The organism is Pseudoduganella flava, assembly GCF_007830495.1.
Lineage (GTDB): Bacteria > Pseudomonadota > Gammaproteobacteria > Burkholderiales > Burkholderiaceae_D > Rugamonas > Rugamonas flava.
In genome coordinates this window covers 279,117-296,974 of the sequence record NZ_VLKW01000002.1, presented here as the reverse complement: position 1 = coordinate 296,974, position 17,858 = coordinate 279,117, and the positions used below count along the sequence as shown (strand labels likewise).

13 protein-coding genes are annotated in these 17,858 nt (G+C 65.8%); all 13 read right to left on the bottom strand.

What is annotated here, in order from left to right:
• Positions 1 to 12 precede the first annotated feature (12 nt).
• Positions 13 to 966: a glycoside hydrolase family 43 protein gene (locus IP92_RS05580; RefSeq protein WP_145873546.1), complete on the bottom strand. Its 954-nt coding sequence runs from the start codon at positions 964 to 966 to the stop codon at positions 13 to 15.
• 9 nt (positions 967 to 975) lie between these two features.
• Entirely contained in the window at positions 976 to 1,929 is a 954-nt protein-coding gene (gene yjfF / locus IP92_RS05575) for a galactofuranose ABC transporter, permease protein YjfF (protein WP_145874047.1), read from the bottom strand.
• Between the two features lie 68 nt (positions 1,930 to 1,997).
• Positions 1,998 to 3,080 carry an ABC transporter permease gene (locus IP92_RS05570; protein WP_145873545.1) on the bottom strand — a complete coding sequence of 361 codons (1,083 nt, stop codon included), beginning with the start codon at positions 3,078 to 3,080 and terminating at the stop codon, positions 1,998 to 2,000.
• Positions 3,077 to 4,615 (bottom strand): sugar ABC transporter ATP-binding protein, encoded by a 1,539-nt coding sequence (locus tag IP92_RS05565; protein WP_145873544.1) that lies wholly within the window; start codon positions 4,613 to 4,615, stop codon positions 3,077 to 3,079. Before IP92_RS05565 ends, IP92_RS05570 begins: the two co-directional genes overlap by 4 nt.
• The gene (locus IP92_RS05560) at positions 4,616 to 5,578 is read right to left on the bottom strand and encodes an ABC transporter substrate-binding protein (RefSeq protein WP_145873543.1); all 963 of its coding nucleotides are present in this window, start codon (positions 5,576 to 5,578) and stop codon (positions 4,616 to 4,618) included.
• 112 nt (positions 5,579 to 5,690) lie between these two features.
• Entirely contained in the window at positions 5,691 to 8,027 is a 2,337-nt protein-coding gene (locus IP92_RS05555) for a glycoside hydrolase family 127 protein (protein WP_307724839.1), read from the bottom strand.
• Positions 8,028 to 8,179: 152 nt separating this feature from the next.
• Positions 8,180 to 9,214, bottom strand: coding sequence for an arabinan endo-1,5-alpha-L-arabinosidase (locus IP92_RS05550; RefSeq protein WP_229418645.1), 1,035 nt, complete (start codon positions 9,212 to 9,214; stop codon positions 8,180 to 8,182).
• A 24-nt stretch (positions 9,215 to 9,238) separates the two neighbouring features.
• Positions 9,239 to 10,759: a glycoside hydrolase family 43 protein gene (locus IP92_RS05545; RefSeq protein WP_145873542.1), complete on the bottom strand. Its 1,521-nt coding sequence runs from the start codon at positions 10,757 to 10,759 to the stop codon at positions 9,239 to 9,241.
• Between the two features lie 6 nt (positions 10,760 to 10,765).
• On the bottom strand, positions 10,766 to 12,301 hold the full coding sequence (locus IP92_RS05540) for an alpha-N-arabinofuranosidase (RefSeq protein ID WP_145873541.1): 1,536 nt from the start codon (positions 12,299 to 12,301) through the stop codon (positions 10,766 to 10,768).
• 21 nt (positions 12,302 to 12,322) lie between these two features.
• A complete protein-coding gene (locus IP92_RS05535; RefSeq protein ID WP_145873540.1) occupies positions 12,323 to 14,245 on the bottom strand; it encodes a glycoside hydrolase family 97 protein in 1,923 nt (640 codons plus the stop codon).
• 191 nt (positions 14,246 to 14,436) lie between these two features.
• Positions 14,437 to 15,204, bottom strand: coding sequence for an SDR family NAD(P)-dependent oxidoreductase (locus tag IP92_RS05530; RefSeq protein WP_145873539.1), 768 nt, complete (start codon positions 15,202 to 15,204; stop codon positions 14,437 to 14,439).
• A 75-nt stretch (positions 15,205 to 15,279) separates the two neighbouring features.
• Entirely contained in the window at positions 15,280 to 16,851 is a 1,572-nt protein-coding gene (locus IP92_RS05525) for an aldehyde dehydrogenase (NADP(+)) (RefSeq protein ID WP_145873538.1), read from the bottom strand.
• Positions 16,848 to 17,828, bottom strand: a complete 981-nt coding sequence (gene araD1 / locus IP92_RS05520; RefSeq protein WP_145873537.1) for an AraD1 family protein — start codon at positions 17,826 to 17,828, stop codon at positions 16,848 to 16,850. The genes IP92_RS05525 and araD1 overlap by 4 nt, the downstream gene beginning before the upstream one ends.
• Positions 17,829 to 17,858: the final 30 nt, after the last annotated feature.

Here is a 17,858-nt window from a genome sequence, read left to right as displayed (position 1 = left end):
ACCCGGGGCGCCTCACTTGCAGCCCGGGCTGGGATTTGCCGCCGGTCCCTCGGCCGTCTGCGGCACGAAGCGGATCGTGCCGTCGGCGTTGTAGTGGAGCTCCTCCACCGCGGCCGAACGCCACCACTCGCCGCCGCCCGGCAGCTTGTCGTTGTGGTAGAAGATGTACGACTTGCCGTTGAAGTCCACGATCGCATGGTGGATCGTCTTCACGATCGCGTTCTTGTCCATGATCTTGCCGCGGAACGTCCACGGCCCCGTGGCGCTGGGTCCCGTCGCATACGCCGTCTCTTCCGGGAACTCGCGCGAGTACGACAGGTAGTACGTGCCCTTGTGCTTGTGCAGGTAAGCCGCTTCCGTGAAGTTGTCGATGCCCTGCGTGTGGATCGGCCCATCCAGCTCGATCATATTGGGTTTCAGCTTCGCGTACTTCAGTACCCGGTTGCCCCAGTACAGCCACGCCTGGCCATCGTCGTCGATGAACACGGCGGGATCGATGTCGTCCCACGGGATGTCCGTTTCCTTCGTCATGTCGTTCGTGATCAGGGCACGGCCGAGAGCGTCCTTGAATGGGCCGGTGGGGCTGTCCGCCACGGCCACGCCGATCGCCTTGCCGGGAATCGTCGCATGGTCGACGGTCGAGTAGAAGTAGTACTTGCCGTTGCGCTTCGTGATGTCGGAAGCCCACGCATCGGCGCGCGCCCACTTGAACGTCTGCACGCTCAAGGGTGCGCCGTGCGACGTCCAGTTCTTCATGTCGCACGTCGAGTACACGCGCCATTCCTTCATCAGGTAATCCTTGCCGTCCTTGGCCGCATCGTCGCGACCCACGTACAGGTACACGCGGCCGTTGTCGACCAGCGCGGCCGGGTCGGCCGTGTAGATGTCCTTGAACAGCGGGTTGGCGGCGTGGGCAAAGGTCGTCCCTACCGCGAGCGCCAGCGCGCCGAGGCTGTGTTTCAACATGAAGTCTCCTTATGAGTGTTGCGAGCGTACCGACAGCAGGCGCTGCACGACGCAGAATACGAACAGCAGGCCGCCGATGACGATCTTCGTCCACCATGAGCTCAGGGTGCCGTCGAACGCGATCAACGTCTGGATCGTGCCCAGCACGAGCACGCCGGACAGCGCGCCCGCCACGTAGCCGTAGCCGCCCGTCAGCAACGTGCCGCCGATGACCACTGCGGCGATCGCATCGAGCTCGGTGCCCTGCGCATGCTGGCCATAGCCGGACAGCATGTAGAACGCGAACAGCACGCCGCCCAGCGCGGCGCAGAATCCGGAAAACGCGTAGACGGCGATCTTGGTGCGGCCGACCGCCAGGCCCATCATCAGCGCCGACTGCTCGTTGCCGCCAATCGCGTAGACGGCGCGGCCGAACGCGGTGCGGCGCGACGCCCAGATCGCGACGATCAGCACGACCAGTGCGATCATGGCCCCGGGCGACAGGAAGCCGCCCAGCAGTGGCACCTGCGTCTGCGATGCGGCGACGAAGAACGGATCGTCGATCGTGATCGATTCGATGCTGATCAGGTAGCACAGGCCGCGCGCGAGGAACATGCCGGCCAGCGTGACGATGAACGGCTGCAGCTGGAAGAAGTGAATCAGCGCGCCCTGCAAGGCGCCGAACAGCGCGCCGCAGACGAGTACCGTGACGATGACGGCGACCGGGTGCCAGTGCGCGGTGCCGAGCAGCCAGGCGGCCGCCATCGTCGTCAATGCGAGCACGGAGCCCACCGACAGGTCGATGCCGCCGGCCAGGATCACGTAACCCATGCCGACGGCGATCACCAGCAGGTGGGCGTTATCGATCAACAGGTTCAGCATCACCTGCCAGGACAGGAAGCCGTCGTACGCGGCGCCGCCGGCGCCGAGCAGCACGGCCAGCAACAGCACCGTGACGAGCGACGTGAACCACGGCGCCCCCATCATCGACGACGCCAGTGAGGGAGAATTGAGGCCGGGAGAATTGACACCGGGAGAATTGACGGCGGCGCTCATTTGCGGCCCTTCCACAGCTGTTGGAAACCGGCCGACTGCGACAGGCAGACGGCAAACACGACGATCGCTTTGACGACCATGTTCACTTCCGGCGGCACGCCGAGCGAATAGATCGTCCACGTCAGCGTCTGGATGATCAGCGCGCCGATCATGCTGCCGGCGAGGCTGAACTTGCCGCCGTTCAGCGACGTGCCGCCCAGCGTGACGGCCAGGATCGCGTCCAGCTCCAGCAGCAGGCCCGCGTTGTTCGCGTCCGCGCTCTTGATGTTCGAGCTGATCATCAGGCCGGCCAGGCCCGCGCACGTCGAGCAGAACACGTAGACGAGGAAGATCAGGGTGGCGGTGCGCAGGCCCGCCAGGCGCGCGGCCACCGGATTGATGCCGACGGCCTGGATGAACAGCCCCAGCGCCGTCTTCTTCAGCAGCAGGCCGACGACCAGCAGCACGGCGGCCACGACCCACAGCGCGAACGGCAGCCCAAGCAGGTAGCCGCTGCCGAGGAAGAAGAACGGTTGATAGTAGACGGTGACGATCTGGCCGTCCGTGAACAGCTGCGCGAGGCCGCGGCCTGCCACCATCAGGATCAGGGTGGCGACGATCGGCTGCAATTTCAGCCCGGCGACCAGCACGCCGTTCCAGGCGCCGCACAGGATCGCCACGCCCACCGCAGCGGCCAGCGCCAGCGGCATCGGCGTGTTGGCCACGTATTCCGGCACGCCGTTATTGATGACCATCGTGCCGCCGATCAGCATCGCGGCGACGGTGCCGGACAGCGCGACGACGGCGCCCACCGAGATGTCGATGCCGCGCGTGGCGATCACCAGGGTCATGCCCAGCGCGGCCAGCATCAACGGCGCCGCGCGGTTCAGGATGTCGATCAGCGGGCCATACAGGTGGCCGTCCTTGATCTCCAATGCCAGGAAGCCCGGCACGAAGATCACGTCCAATGCCAGCAGCACCAGCAGGGCCAGGATCGGCTTGGCCAATGGATGCGCCAGCAGCGCCGCCTTGGCCGGTTTTGCCTGCACCGCGGCGGGCGCGCCGGGCGCCGGCGTTTGTTTCAATTGCGTCGCGCTCATGCGCGCACTCCTTCCTGCATTGCTGCTCCCTCGCCGGCGATCACCTGCAGCACGGTCTCTTCATTCAACTCACCGCGCACGTATTCGCCGCATTTCTCCCGATCGCGCAGCACCACCAGGCGATCGCTGACGCGCAGCACCTCGGGCAGTTCGGACGAGATGAACAGCACCGACATGCCGGTCCTGCACAGCGTCGTCACGTAATCCATGATTTCCTGCTTGGCGCGCACGTCGATGCCGCGCGTGGGCTCGTCGAGGATCATCAGCTTCGGATCGGTGGCCAGCCAGCGCGCCAGCAGCACCTTCTGCTGGTTGCCGCCGGAGAGCGTGCCGATCGGGGTTTCGATGCTCGCCGTCTTGATGCCGAGCCACTTCACGTAGTTTTCCGCGATCTCCTGCTGCAGCCGCATCGGGATCGCGCGCAGCACGCCGCTCCTGGCCTGCATCGCCAGGATCAGGTTCTCGCGCACCGACAGCGACAGGATCGCGCCTTCGTGCTTGCGGTCTTCCGAGCAGAAGCCGATGCCGGCGGCAATCGCGTCGCGTGGCGTGTCGAACCTCGTGGTCTTGCCGTCGATCGCGATACTGCCCGTGTCGGCCTTGTCCGCACCGAACAGCAACCGCGCCAGCTCGGTACGGCCAGAGCCCAGCAGGCCCGCCAGGCCAAGCACCTCGCCCTGCTTGATGTCCGCGTCGACGGGTTTCAACGCGCCGCGCCGTCCCAGGCCCGCGATCTTCATCAGCGTGGCGCCCGTGTGGTGGGGCGCTTCGGCCTGCGATGCGTCCTGGTGTTCCTGCTGCGCGGGCGCGCCGATCATCTTGTTCACCAGCGCGAGGCGCGACAGTTCGCTGGCCGGATACTCGCCTTCCCGCTCGCCGTTGCGCATCACCGTGATGCGGTCCGAGATCGCATACGTCTGGTCAAGGAAGTGCGTGACGAACAGGATCGCCATGCCCTGCTCGCGCAGCCGGCGCAGCACGCGGAACAGCAGCTGCACTTCCGCTTCGTCCAGGCTGGACGTGGGTTCGTCGAGAATGAGGACCTTCGCCGAGATGTTCAGCGCCCGCGAGATCGCCACCATCTGCTGGATCGCCAGCGGGTAGCGCGCCAGCGGCTGCGTCACGTCGATGTCGATTTCCAGGTTGCGCAGGATCTCGCGTGCCTGCGCCCGCATGCTCTTCCAGTCCACGCCGAACCACGTGCGCGGATAGCGGCCGATGAAGATGTTCTCGGCCACCGACAGATTCGGGCACAGGTTGACTTCCTGGTACACCGTGGAGATGCCCAGCTCCTGCGCCTCCAGGGTGGAGGCAGGCTGGATCGGGCGGCCCTCGAGCACGATGGTGCCGGCATCGGGCGTGTAGACACCCGTCAGCACCTTGATCAACGTGGACTTGCCGGCGCCGTTCTGGCCCATCAAGGTGTGCACCTCGCCGGGGTACAGGCGCAAGCCGGCACCAGCGAGGGCCTTCACGCCGGGGAAGGCTTTATCGATGCCGGACAGCTCCAGCACCGGCGACTTCAACGCGGCCATTTAGTACTTACGGTTCGGGAATTCTTTCGCCGCCACTTCGGCCGGGAACACGCGTTCCTCGACGACGAGGCGCTTTTGCACGGGCTTGCCGGCGACGACGTCCTTCGCCGTCTGCATCAGCAAGGGACCGAGCAGCGGGTTGCACTCGACGGTCACGTTCAGCTTCCCTTGCATCATCGCCTCGAACGCGCCGCGCACACCGTCCACGGACACGATGACGATGTCCTTGCCCGGCTTCAGGCCCGCTTCCTCGATGGCCTGGATCGCGCCGATCGCCATGTCGTCGTTGTGCGCGTACAGCACGTTGATGTTCTTGCCGTGCGCCTTCAGGAACGCTTCCATCACTTCCTTGCCCTTGGCGCGGGTGAATTCGGCGGTCTGCGTGCGCAGCATCTTCAGCTGCGGATTGCCCTTGATGACTTCCTCGAAGCCGGCCTTGCGGTCGATCGCCGGCGCCGAGCCGACGGTGCCCTGCAGCTCGACGATGTTCAGCGTCTTGCCCGGCTGCTTCTTCGCATAGTCGACGAGCCAGCGGCCGGCGCGGCGGCCTTCCTCGACGAAGTCCGAGCCGATCAGGGTCACGTACAGCGACTTGTCGGCCACGTTGACGTCGCGGTCCGTCAGGATCACGGGGATCTTCGCGGCCTTCGCCTCGCGCAGCACTGTGTCCCAGCCCGATTCGACGACGGGCGAGAACGCGATCACGTCGACCTTCTGGGCGATGAACGAGCGGATCGCCTTGACCTGGTTTTCCTGGCGCTGCTGCGCATCGGCGAACTTCAGGGTGACACCGGCCTTCTTGGCGGCATCCTTGATCGAGACGGTGTTCGCGGTGCGCCATTCGCTTTCGGCGCCGACCTGCGAAAAGCCGATCACGAGGGGTTTGGCGGCAAACGCCGGGAGGGTGATGCCGGCCATCGCCAGGGCGGCGGCGGCGACGAAAGTCCTGCGCTGTACAGTCATGCGGTGTCTCCGGTGCTGTTGTCGATTGTTGCAGTTGTGCTTATTTGGCTATGGTAGAAGAAAGGCACATGCCGATCCAATATATTTTTTCGTCGGTGCCATATCTTTTTTGCTATCGCAGCAGCCGCAATCCATACAGACCGCCGGCGATCGAGCCGGGATGGGCGACGAATTTCACCTCGATCTTCTTGCCGCTTCCCGCCGGCAGGGCGAAGTCGCGGGTGTAGAACTCCTCGTCCGCCTTGGCCAGTTCCACGGTCCGCAGCGGCTTGCCGTCAACGAGGATGTCGAACTTGCGGCCCGCATCGCTTGACGCGAACGTCAGGCGCAGCGTCTTCGCCTCGCCTTTCGGGTCGTTCAGCACGTAGCGGAACCAGCCCGTCGCGTGGCGCCAGTGGCGGCCGGCGTTCAGGCCCGCATCGGCGCCTTCGCCCTGGAACGCGTGGTCCGACTCGGGCTGCTGCTCGCCTGGCGCCACCTGGTCGATCGTGCGGGCGTTCAGTGCCAGGCGCTCCTGTTCGTCGCGCGCGGTGCGCTCCTTCAGCGCCGCGTAGCCGGCCGGCGTGGAGCGCTGCATGTACATCGCATAGCGCGAGTCGTGCAGGCGGAAGAACGGGATCAGTTTCAGGCGGCCGGCGTCAGGCCCTTGCAGCACGCCGGGCGCCGTGAACGTCAACGGCTGGCCTTTCACGGGCTTGATCTTGCTGGTGAAATCCCGCGCATCGCTGACGAACATCGGCGCCGCCTCCAGCGGGCAGACCTGGCCGTGGGCGATGTGGCCCATGCGCGAGTCGTCGGCAAACACGTTCAGCTTCTCGTCCTTGAACGGCGCCGTCTTCGCCGCCAGCACGATCGGGCCGTGCAGCACGGCGTACCAGTTCGACTGGTCCGGCATCTGCTCGAGGTGCGTCGTCATCGGCAGTTTCAGGTCGACGGTATCGCCGTCGCGCCAGACGCGATCCACCTTGATGTAGCCATCCGCGCCTGCTTGCGCCTTGACCGGCTTGCCGTTCACCTTCAGCATCAAAGCGCCCTTCGCGACCCAGGCCGGATAGCGCAGCTTCAGCGCGAACTTGCCGGCGCCGTGCACCGTGAGTCGTGTGGTCTCGGCGTCGGGGAAAGCGGTGGCCTGCACGATGCGCAGGTTCTTCGCCTGCCACGTCAGCTCGGACGGGATGAACAGGTTCACGTACAGCTCGTCGCCATCGTGCGCGTAGATGAACTGGCCATACTTGGCGTGGCTCTCGATGCCGGAACCGACGCAGCACCACATGCCCTGCTCCACCTGCGAATAGACGCGGTAGTGGTTCGGGCGCATCGGCGTGAAGTAAACGAAGCCGCCCGTCTCGGGCCGCTGCGAAGCGAGGATGTGGTTGTACAGCGCGCGCTCGTAGTAGTCGCCGTAGCGGGACTGCGGCTGGTCCGCGAACAGCAGCTCGGTGAGCTTCAGCATGTTGTACGTGTTGCAGGTCTCCGGGCCTTCGACCTCGTCGACCATCGGCGCGAAGTTCGCGCTGTCGTGGAAGTGCTCCTTGACGCTGTTGCCGCCGATGGCGACCGAGCGCTTGTCGACGACGGTCTGCCAGAAGAAGCGCGCGGCATCGCGCATGGCGGGATCGTTCGTCATCGTGCCGATCCGCTCGAAACCGATCACCTTCGGGATCTGCGTGTTGGCGTGCAGGCCGGTGAGCTGGTCCTTGCCCTCCTCCAGCGGGCGCAATACCGCCTGGTGCGAAAAGCGGCGCGCCAGGTCGAGGTATTTGCGCTCGCCGGTGATGCGTGCGACGTCGGCCAGCACCTCGTTCATGCCGCCATGTTCGGCCTTCAGCATCGCCTGCATCTGCTGGTCGGACAGGTGGGACGTCATGTCCAGCGCCCAGTCGGCGTAGGCGACCAGCATGGTCTTCGCATCGGCATTGCCGGCGACGAGATACGCATCGCGCAGGCCGGCGAACGTCTTGTGCAGGTTGTACCACGGGACCCACTTGCCGTTGACGGAGAAGTTATCGGCATGGAGCTCGCCCTTCGCGATGGCATCCCACGCGGCCCGGCCGCCCGGCACGCCGCCGATATAGCCATCCTTGCCGGCCTGCTGGCATTTCTTCAGCTCCTGCACGAAGTAGTCGAGCCGCTCCTTGACCTGCGCATCGCCGGTGGCCGCATACATCAGCGCGAGCGCCGACAGATAATGCCCGCCCATATGCCCATCGAGGCCGCTGGACTCCCAGTTGCCATACGACGGTTTTAACTGCGCCAGGCCAGCCTCGCGGCGGAACGGCGCCAGCAAGCGGTCGGCATCGAGCGCCAGCAGGTAACGCAAGTCCGTCTGCTGCGCGTCGAGGAACGGGCTGGCGGTCAAGCGGACGTCACGCAGCGCGAACAGGTCCGCGGCATGAACGGAAGCCGCGGCGCACAGGGCGGCGGCAAGGGCAAGGCGGCGAAGCATCATGTTTTCATCCTACGGTTCAGCCCGTGTCCTTTTTTTGACCTTCTGGGGTCAGACCCCAGCAGGTCAAAAAAAGGACACGGTCTCATCCATTGTGCTGATGAGTTCGTGTCCTGGTGGGGTCTGACCCCAGAGGGACACGAGCTCGGCAGTAACTATTTCCCTGGCGGCACCAGCACGCTCTGGTAGCTGTTCAACTGCGCCGGGTCGACCACCGGCCAGCCGGCGGCGTCCCACTGGATGTCGAGGATCTTCAGCTTTTGCTGGTACTTGTCCGCCGTCTCGTAGGCGTGCAGCACGAGCAGGTCGCGGCCGTCGATCGTGTAGGCGCTGTTGTGGCCCAGGCCGATCCAGTCGCGGTTGCCCTTGATGACGAGCGAGCCGCCGCCCGCCGCCATGTCCTTGCCGTCCTTGTCCACATACGGCCCGGTGAGGGTCCTCGAGCGGCCGACGACGACGTGGTACGTGCTCTTCTCGCGCTGGCAGCACAGTCCCCACGACGCGAACAGGTAGTAATAGCCGTTCTTCCTGAAGATGAACGGCGCCTCGATCTCGGCCGGGCCGCCGTTTTCGTCCGGCGTGAACGCCGGCCGCTCGCGGCGGGCGATCGTGTGCCATTGCTGTGGCTCGGCGGGCTTCGTCCAGTCCGCGTTCAGCTTGAACAGCTTCAGGCCTGTCCAGAACGAGCCGAACGCCATCCAGCCGTTGCCCGCTTCGTCCTCGATCACGTTCGGGTCGATCGCGTTCCACAGGTCGCGGCCCGGCACGGACTGGATCACCATGCCTTGGTCTTCCCACTTGTAGTCCGGCGAGCGCGGGTCCAGCGTCTTGTTGACGGTGACGCCGATGCCGGACGTGATCTTGCCGAAGCCGGACACGGAATAATATAAATAATATTTACCGTCGTGCTTCGTCACGTCCGGCGCCCAGATATGGCCGTCGAACGATGGCGCGGCCTGCTTCGCCCACGCCGGTTCGCCCGCGAACACGCGGCCCTCGGGGCGCCAGTGCCGCATGTCCTGCGAGCTGTAGAACGTGATGCCGGGGCCGGTGGAGAACACGTAATACGTCTTCCCCTCCTTCGCCATCACGGGGTCGTGCACGCCGACCTGCGCGGCACCGGCCGCACCCACCTTCACCGCCGCCGCCAGCGCCAGGGCCGCGCCTGCGGCCATCCTGCGTAACATCATTGCTGCTCCCTGCTCAGTTACCAATCAATTACCGGTCCGGATCGCCCACAGCGACACGCCGTCCGCGTTCTGCGCCGAGAACGTCACACTGAACGCATTGGCGTTCGGGTTCCATTGGCGCGACAGCACGCCGTTGTACACCGCCGCGCCGTTCAACGTCAGCGCGATGCGGTTCTCGCCCTTGTGCGTCCACGTGCCCGTGACGGCGCCGGACACCTTGCCGTCCGCCGCCAGCGTCACCACCTGCGAAGCCTTGATGGCCGCCGAGATGTCCTTGCCGTGGTCGACCAGCTTGTAGGTGCCGGCCGCGTCGCCCTGCGGGATCGCGGCGGCCAGCGCCGTCGCACTCTTCGTCAGGGGCACGTAGCGCAGCGGCGCGATGACGGGCCAGCCGTCCTCGTTGAAGAACATCTCGTGCACGCGCACCTCGTGCAGCTCGCCCGTGCCGGGGAAGCGCGTATGGAAGATGATGAAGTACTTCTTCGCCACCGGATCGTAATACGTGCTGTTGTGGCCCGGCGAGACGTAGCCCGGTGCCGCGCCTGTTTCCCCCGCCGCGACGGCAAACTGGTGGTTGCCCATCAGCTTCTGGCCGTGCGGCGCGATACTGGCGTCGTCGAACAGCGGCTTCGTCGGATCGGCCTTCACCGTCGCCATGTCGGTGCCCTTCGCATCGACATACGGCCCGTCCGGGTTACGCGAGCGGGCCACGCGCACGTTGTACGCGCCGTTCGCATCGAGCCCGCCGAACGACGTGAACATGTAGTAGTAGCCCGTCTGCGCGTTGTACTGCACATAGGCGCCTTCGATGCGCGCGTGGTTCCCGCCCAGCAGGTGCTTGCCGTAGCCCTGCCCGGACAGCGGCAGCCCCGTCTTCGGGTCCATCGCCAGGATGAAGATGCCGCCCGAGTACGAGCCGCAGATCATCCACAGCTTGTTGTCCTTGTCGCGGAACACGTTCGGATCGACGACATTCGGATGCTTCGTCGCGTCATAGATCGTGCCGTCCGCACCCGCTTCGCCCCACATGCCGGACTTCAGGATGATCTGCTTGTTGACGTATGGGCCGTCGACCTTGTCGGCGACCGCCACGCCCAGCGCCGAGCGGGGCGAGTCGCCCTTGCAGGCGTTGTAGTAGAAGTAGTACTTGCCGTCGTCGAGGCGGATCACGTCCGGTGCCCACAGCGTCGTAGTCTGCGCCCACGCGAACGTTTCGGCCAGCTGCTTCGTCACGTCGGCGAACAGCGGGTTCGACGCGGTGGCGCCGTCGGCGATCTTCGTCCAGTTCATCAGGTCCGTCGACTTCGCGGCGGCCAGGTGCGAGCCGAAGATGTAGAACGTGCCGTCCACGTTGATGACGGACGGGTCGTGCACCGACACGTTGGCGAACGTGACCGGGGTTTGCGCCGGCACGTTTGGCGTCGATGGCGTGGCCGGGGTGACGGCGGTGGTGACGGGCGTGCCGCTGCCGCCCCCGCCGCCACAGGCGGCAAGGGTCAGCAGGCCCGCCGCGGCCAGCGCGGCCGCAAGCGTTCCTTTGTCCATGGCGGTTTACTCCACGGCGGCGACGACGACGGATTTGGCCGGCAGCTTGACGGTCAGCTTGCCGCCCGACGCCTGCGCGTTGAACGCGGTAGGTTTCACCGCTTCCGGCTGCGCGAACGTGTTGTGCGCGTCCATCGCGGTGGCGGTCAGCAGCTGGCCGGTGAGTTTGCCCGCTCCCGCACCGCCGACGTTGACGGTGACGTCGGTGGCCTTGTTCGGGTCGGTGTTGACGAGCGCCACATACAGCTTGCCGTCCTTGCCGCGCGCGGCCGAAGCGCTGACCTGCGGCACCGACGCATTGCCGACGCTGTACTTGCCGTTGTTCTTCACAGCCACCGGCAGCGACGTCGCGTCCTGGAACGGCACGTACATGCGGAACGCATGGTAGGTCGGCGTCAGGAGCATCTTGTCCTTGTCCGTCAGGATCATCGCCTGCAGCACGTTGACCATCTGCGCGATGTTCGTCATCCGCACCCGGTCCGCGTGTTGATGGAAGATGTTGAAGTTCAGCGCCGCGACGACGGCGTCGCGCAGGCTGTTCTGCTGGTACAGGAAGCCCGCGTTCGTGCCCGGCTCCACGTCATACCACGTGCCCCATTCGTCGACGAACAGGCCCACTTTCTTTTGCGGGTCGTTCTTGTCCATCACGGCCTTGTTCGCGCGGATGAACTTGTCCATCCTCAGCGTGTTCTGCATCGTGCTGAACCACTGGCTTTCCGGGAAGCCCGTCGCGGCGCCCTTGCCTTCCCATTTACCGGTCGGGATCGTGTAGTAGTGGAAGCTGACGCCGGCCATGTCGTTCTTCACCTCGCGCGTCAGCACGTCGGCCCACTTCACGTCGTCCGTGTGGCCGCCGCTGGCGATGATCTGCGGCCGGTATTCCTTCGGCGCGCGCAGGAACGTCGTCACGTTCTTGTACAGGTCCGCGTAGTGGTCCGGCTTCATATTGCCGCCGCAGCCCCACATCTCGTTCCCGACGGCGAAGTAATCCACCTTCCACGGCTGTTCGCGGCCGTTCTTGCGGCGCAGTTCGGCCAGCGTCGACTTGCTCGGCGACGTCATGTACTCGATCCACTCGCTCATCTCCTGCACGGAGCCGGTACCCAGGTTGCCGTTGATGTACACCTCGGCGCCCAGCAGCTCGGCCAGGTCGAAGAACTCGTGCGTGCCGACGGCGTTGTTCTCGGTGACGTTGCCCCAGTTCGTGTTGACCTTGACCGGACGTTTGTCGCGCGGGCCGATGCCGTCGCGCCAGTGGTACTCGTCGGCGAAGCAGCCGCCCGGCCAGCGCACCAGCGGCACGTGCAGCTCCTTCAGTGCACCGACGACGTCGTTGCGCCAGCCCTTCGTGTTCGGGATCTTCGACTCGGGGCCGACCCACATGCCTTCATAGATGCCGGTACCGAGGTGCTCGGCGAACTGGCCGTACACGGCCTTGTTGATGACGGGGCCCGGCTTCGCGGCGTCGATGGTCACGCTGACCTGGGCGAAAGCGCAGCCGCTGACAGCGAGCGAGAGAGCAAGGATGGTGCGACGGATCATGGAGGTCTCCTGATGTGGTTTTTATTCGAACACGGCAACGAAGCCGCCGTGCGCTTTCAACTTGATCGTGGTTTTCTTGTTGGCCTGGAGGACGGACTGCGCGAACGCGCGCTCGGTGGCGCCGTCCGTGATCAGGCGGCCGGCCTTGCCGATGAAGGCCAGGTCCAGCGTGACGGTTTTTTCGTTCGCCCCGCCATTGATGCCGGCCACGTACCACTTGCCGCCGGCCTGGCGCGCGATGACGGCGTACTGGCCCGGCACGCCGGCGACGAAGCGGCTGTCGTCCCAGCGCTTGGGCAGCGCGCGCAGGAACTCCTTGACGTAACCGGGCACGGTGGCCATCCCTTCCGGCACCTCGGCGAAGTGCTGGATACCGGAGACGAACAGCACCGATTCGGCCAGCTCAAAGCCGTTGCGGGTGGCGCGCTTGATGTTGGGGATGTCGCCGAACACCATCGGCGTGAAGTCCATCGGGTCGAACAGGTTGCGCGTGAACGGCAGCATCGCCGCGTGCGACGCGATCGGGTCCTGGTCCTTCTGCTCGAACGTGCCAAACTCGAAGCCGCGCACGGCTTCCGTCGTCAACAGGTTCGGCCACGTGCGCGCCCAGCCGCGCGGCAAGGTGGCGCCGTGGAAGTTGACGAGCAGGCCCGCGTCATAGGCGTCCTTCAAGATGCCGACGTAGTAGTCGATCATCGACTGGCCGTCGCCGCCGAAGAAGTCGACCTTGATGCCTTTCACGCCCATCGCTTTCAGCTTCGCGAATTCGGTGCGGCGGTCGGCGGAGGTAAGGAGCCTGTCGCGCGGCGTCATGTCCGTATCGTTCCATGCGCCGGCCGAGTTGTACCAGACGAGGATGCCGATGCCCTTCTCCTTCGCGTAGGCGGCCAGCTCCTTCACCTTGTCGTAGCCGATCTTCTGGTCCCAGTACGCATCGATCAGCGTGTAGTCCCACTGCATGCCGGCGGCGTAGTCGATGAACTGCTTCTGCGTACCGAAGGTGGTGAAGTCGTCCTTCAGGATCGCCCAGCTCCACGACGAGTGGCCCGGCTTGACCCAGTCGGGAATGCCGTTCTGCGCCGGTGCGGCAAGATCGGTGCCGAGCGTGGAATCGACGACGGTGGCCAGGCTGCCGACGGCCAGCACGCGCCACGGCGTCGTCAGGGAGCCGGTCGCGGTGGGCAGCAACGCACCGTTCGTATAGGTTTCTTCCGGCATCGGCGGTGCGATGCGGTATTCGCCGCCGGGCGATTGCGCGTGCAGGCGCGACGCGTGGAAGCTCCCGTCCATGTTCGCCTCGGTCAGCGCGATGTACGTGTCGCCGGTGCGGAACAGCGCGGGGAATACCCAGCCGGCCATCGGCGACGGCGTGCCGGCGGGGATGTCCATCCGGTAGTGCTCTTCGTACGATGGGTTGGTGCGCTTGTAGCCCGTCTTCGCGACGGACATCGGCTGCAGCCAGGCTTTCGTCCTGGCCGGGAAGGCGAAGCTGGTGGCCTCGCTCGCGAACTTCAGCTGCGGCGCCCTGGCCGTGTAGCGGAACGCGACGCCGTCGTTCGACACGCGGAACGTGATCTCGAGCTTGTTGTCGCCGCCGGCGGCGTAGCGCCAGGTGCGCTCGTTGGCGGCATAGGTGACGTTGCGGCGCTTGCCGGCCACCAGCTCGTACTGGTCGTCGATGCGGCGCTCGGGCGACACGTCTTCCGGCTTCAGTTTGCCGGCAAGGTCGATGCCGTCGAACGTCAGCCCCAGCTTCGAGTCGCGCAGCACGGTCTTGCCGTCGCGCGCGATCCGGTAGGTGACGCCACCGCCCGTCGACTGCGCGACGGTGACGGCGAGCTTGCCGTCCGGGCTGGTGAGCGTCTGAGCTGATGCGTGGGCAAACGTGTTGGACGCGACGGTGCAAGCCGTCAGCGCCAGTATCCGATACAGGGCAGGTTTCATGGTCGTCACAATGAAAAGCGCCGCTTGGGGCGGCGTGCAGCGATGGGATACTACTTACGGGTATGGCTGAGGCTGTGTCCCTCTGGGGTCAGACCCCAGAAGGACACGTACTCAGCAATAACAACAGCCGAGCTTGTGTCCCTGTCGGGGTCTGACCCCAGAGGGACACGAGCTCAACCGTGCCGGCGTCTTTAGACCCACCCTGCGTCGACAATGAACTCCTGCCCCGTGCACATGGCGCTGTCGTCCGCGCCCAGGAACAGGATCATCGACGACACATGCTCCGGCATCAGCTTGCCCGGCAGGCATTGGGCGCGCTTGATTTCCTGTTCGGCCGCGTCGTCGACCCACAGGTCGATCTGCCGCTGCGTCATCACCCAGCCTGGGGTGACCGTGTTGACGCGGATGCCGTACTGGCCGAAGTCGCGTGCCAGGCAGCGTGTCAGGCCGATCACGGCGGCCTTCGTCGTGCCGTAGACGGGGTAGCCGCCGTTCTTGGCGTGCCACGACATCGAGCTGATGTTGATGATCGAGCCGCCGCCCTTCTTTTTCATGCCTTCCAGGACGGATTGGCACGTGAAGAACATCGGCCGCTGGTTGATCGCGATGCGCTCGTTCCAGTATTCCAAGGTCACCTCTTCCGGCTTGTGGCGCTGGTCGTTGGCGGCGTTGTTGACGAGGATGTCGAAGTCGCCGATCTCCTTGGCGAATTCCGCGATGGTCTGCTGCAGCACGGGGATGTCGGTGATGTCGCAGTAGCGGAACAGCGGCGCCGGGTGGCCGGCCGCCTTGAGGCGCTCGACCAGCGCGAGGCTCGCTTCCTGCGCGATGTCGACGAACGCAACGAGCGCGCCCTGCTCAGCGAACGATGCGACGATCGATTCACCGATGCCGGTGCCGCCGCCCGTGACGAATACGCGCTTGCCGCGCAGGCTGCCGAACTTTGCCAACTCTGTCATGCTCTGTCTCCTTCTTGTCCTTGAGCGCCCGTCCCCGCCTTGCGCCGGAGGGTTGCGGGCGCTCTTATTCTAAGTTCAATCCTTGCCCAGCACACCGTCGCGACGGCGCCAGATGGCCAGCGGATTTCCGTCGCGCAGCGCCTCCGGCAGCAGCGGCTGCGGCAGGTTCTGGTAGCAGACGGGACGCAGGAAGCGCAGGATCGCGCCCGTGCCCACCGACGTGCTGCGGCCATCGGCCGTGGCCGGGAACGGGCCGCCGTGCACCATCGCCGTCGATACTTCGACACCGGTCGGGAAGCCGTTCGCGAGGATACGCCCGACTTTGCGCTCCAGTACCGGCAGCAGCGAGTGCGCCGCATCCAGGTCGGCTTCTTCCAGCTGCAGCGTGGCCGTCAGCTGGCCTTCCAGGTGCTCGGTGACCTTGCGCATCTCCGCCACGTCGCGGCAGGCGACCAGCAGCGACGCCGGGCCGAACACCTCGCCATGCAACGCCTTCTCCGTCAGGAACGACTCGCCGCTGGTGACGAACAGCGCGGGACCGCCCTTGCCTTCCTGCTGCTCGGCGAGCGCCAGCGTCTTCACGCAATCCTGCTGCGCCAAGGTGGCGACACCCGCCTGATACGAGCCGGCGATACCTGGCGTCAGCATCGTGCCGGCAGCCACGCCGCCCAGTGCCGCGGCAGCGGCATGCGCGAACGCGTCGAACTCGGGCCCGGCGATACCCAGCACGAGGCCGGGGTTCGTGCAGAACTGGCCCACGCCCATCGTCAGCGACGCGGCGAATTGCGTGGCGATCTCCGCACCGCGCGCCGTCAATGCGCCCGGCAGCAGGAACACCGGATTGATGCTGCTCATTTCCGCATACACGGGAATCGGCTGCGGACGCGCCGCCGCCACCGCCATCAGCGCCGTGCCGCCCGAGCGCGAGCCCGTGAAGCCGACGGCCTGGATCGCCGGATGGGCCACCAGCGTCTGGCCGATGCCGTTGCCGGTACCCGTCAGCAGCGCGAACACGCCGGCCGGCAGGCCGCACTGCTGCACCGCTTTGACGACAGCGCGGGCCACGAGCTCGGACGTGCCGGGGTGCGCCGAGTGCGCCTTCAGCACGACGGGACAGCCGGCTGCGAAGGCCGATGCCGTGTCGCCGCCGGCGACGGAAAACGCCAGCGGGAAGTTCGATGCCGCGAACACGGCCACCGGGCCGACGCCGATCAGGCGGTAGCGCAGGTCCGGCCGCGGCGGCGTACGTTCCGGCAGCGCGGAATCGATGCGCACGTCACGGTACGAGCCTTCGCGCAGCAGGTCGGCGAACAGCTTCAGTTGATTGCAGGTGCGGCCACGCTCGCCTTCGAGGCGCACGCGCGGCAGGCCCGTCTCGGCCATCGCCCGCTCGATCAGCGCATCGCCGATCGCCATGATTTCGGCCGCCACGGTTTCCAGGAACGTCGCGCGTTCCTCGTCCGTCGTGGCGCGGAACGTATCGAACGCTTCGCCCGCCAGGCGGCATGCCGCGTCGATCTGGTCCGCGTCGACCATGTGGAACGCGGGCTCCATGTGCTTGCCCTCGTTCGGATTCCAGGCCTTGAAGTTGCTGCCCTTGCCCTTGACGGCGAGGCCGCCGATCAGTGCTTCACCCGTGATGCTCATAATGCCTTCACCTGTGCGACTTTCGTAGGGGCGACGGCCAGTGGATTGGACAGCGCCGGGCCGAATGCCGGCGCCTCGATCTGGAACGTTTCGCCCGGCTGCACGGAGATATTGTCCGCGAAGCTCAACGTGGCGGTGCCGAAGAAGTGGATGTGCACGTCGCCGGCGCGCTTGAACAACTGGTACTTGAAGTGGTGGTGCTCCAGGTTGGCGATCGTGTGCGACATGTTCTGTTCACCCGAGACGAACGCCTTTTCCCAGCGCACCTTGCCGTCTTTATCCAGCACGCGCGACACGCCATCGATGTGCTGTGGCAGTTCGCCGACCAGCAGCGCCGGGCCGACGCCGCAGGCGCGCAGCTTCGAGTGGGCCAGGTACAGGTAGTTCTGGCGCTCCGTCACGTGGTCGGAGAATTCGTTGCCGATCGCGAAACCGACGCGGTAAGGCTGGCCGTCGTCGCCGATCACATACAGGCCGGCGATCTCCGGCTCTTCGCCGCCATCGAGCGCGAAGTCCGGCATCACCAGCGGTTCGCCGCTGGCCGCGACGATCGAACCGTCGCCCTTGTAGAACCATTCCGGCTGCACGCCCGCGCTACCGGCGGCCGGCTTGCCCCCTTCGACGCCGAGGCGGAACATCTTCATCGAGTCGGACAGCGACTCGACGTCGCCGCCGATCTTCTTGTGCATCGCGTCGCGCGCATCGGCCGAGCCGAGGTGCGTCAGGCCCGTGCCCGTCACATAGGTGTGGGCCGGGTCTTCATGGCCCAGCGGGGCCAGCGGCGTCACGTCGGCGAATTTCACCGTGGTCGAACCGGCGGCGGAATCGGCCAGCGCGGCCAGTGACTGCTTGTTGCGGATCGCGGCTTGCGCCAGCGCGTAAGTGGTGGTGTAGCCGTCGATCACGCGCAGCGTGTCGTTGGCGAGGATGCCGACGTGGCGGGCGCCATCCTTGCTCTTGAATTGAACCAGCAGCATATGGGTCTCCTAATGGTACGCCGGCACCGC

Coding starts and splice junctions, on each gene's coding strand:
- IP92_RS05550 (WP_229418645.1), bottom strand. CDS start 9,214: ATGATGTTACGCAGGATGGCCGCAGGCGCGGCCCTGGCGCTGGCGGCG.
- IP92_RS05530 (WP_145873539.1), bottom strand. CDS start 15,204: ATGACAGAGTTGGCAAAGTTCGGCAGCCTGCGCGGCAAGCGCGTATTC.
- araD1 (WP_145873537.1), bottom strand. CDS start 17,828: ATGCTGCTGGTTCAATTCAAGAGCAAGGATGGCGCCCGCCACGTCGGC.
- IP92_RS05545 (WP_145873542.1), bottom strand. CDS start 10,759: ATGGACAAAGGAACGCTTGCGGCCGCGCTGGCCGCGGCGGGCCTGCTG.
- IP92_RS05555 (WP_307724839.1), bottom strand. CDS start 8,027: ATGATGCTTCGCCGCCTTGCCCTTGCCGCCGCCCTGTGCGCCGCGGCT.
- IP92_RS05525 (WP_145873538.1), bottom strand. CDS start 16,851: ATGAGCATCACGGGTGAAGCACTGATCGGCGGCCTCGCCGTCAAGGGC.
- yjfF (WP_145874047.1), bottom strand. CDS start 1,929: ATGGGGGCGCCGTGGTTCACGTCGCTCGTCACGGTGCTGTTGCTGGCC.
- IP92_RS05565 (WP_145873544.1), bottom strand. CDS start 4,615: ATGGCCGCGTTGAAGTCGCCGGTGCTGGAGCTGTCCGGCATCGATAAA.
- IP92_RS05580 (WP_145873546.1), bottom strand. CDS start 966: ATGTTGAAACACAGCCTCGGCGCGCTGGCGCTCGCGGTAGGGACGACC.
- IP92_RS05535 (WP_145873540.1), bottom strand. CDS start 14,245: ATGAAACCTGCCCTGTATCGGATACTGGCGCTGACGGCTTGCACCGTC.
- IP92_RS05560 (WP_145873543.1), bottom strand. CDS start 5,578: ATGACTGTACAGCGCAGGACTTTCGTCGCCGCCGCCGCCCTGGCGATG.
- IP92_RS05570 (WP_145873545.1), bottom strand. CDS start 3,080: ATGAGCGCGACGCAATTGAAACAAACGCCGGCGCCCGGCGCGCCCGCC.
- IP92_RS05540 (WP_145873541.1), bottom strand. CDS start 12,301: ATGATCCGTCGCACCATCCTTGCTCTCTCGCTCGCTGTCAGCGGCTGC.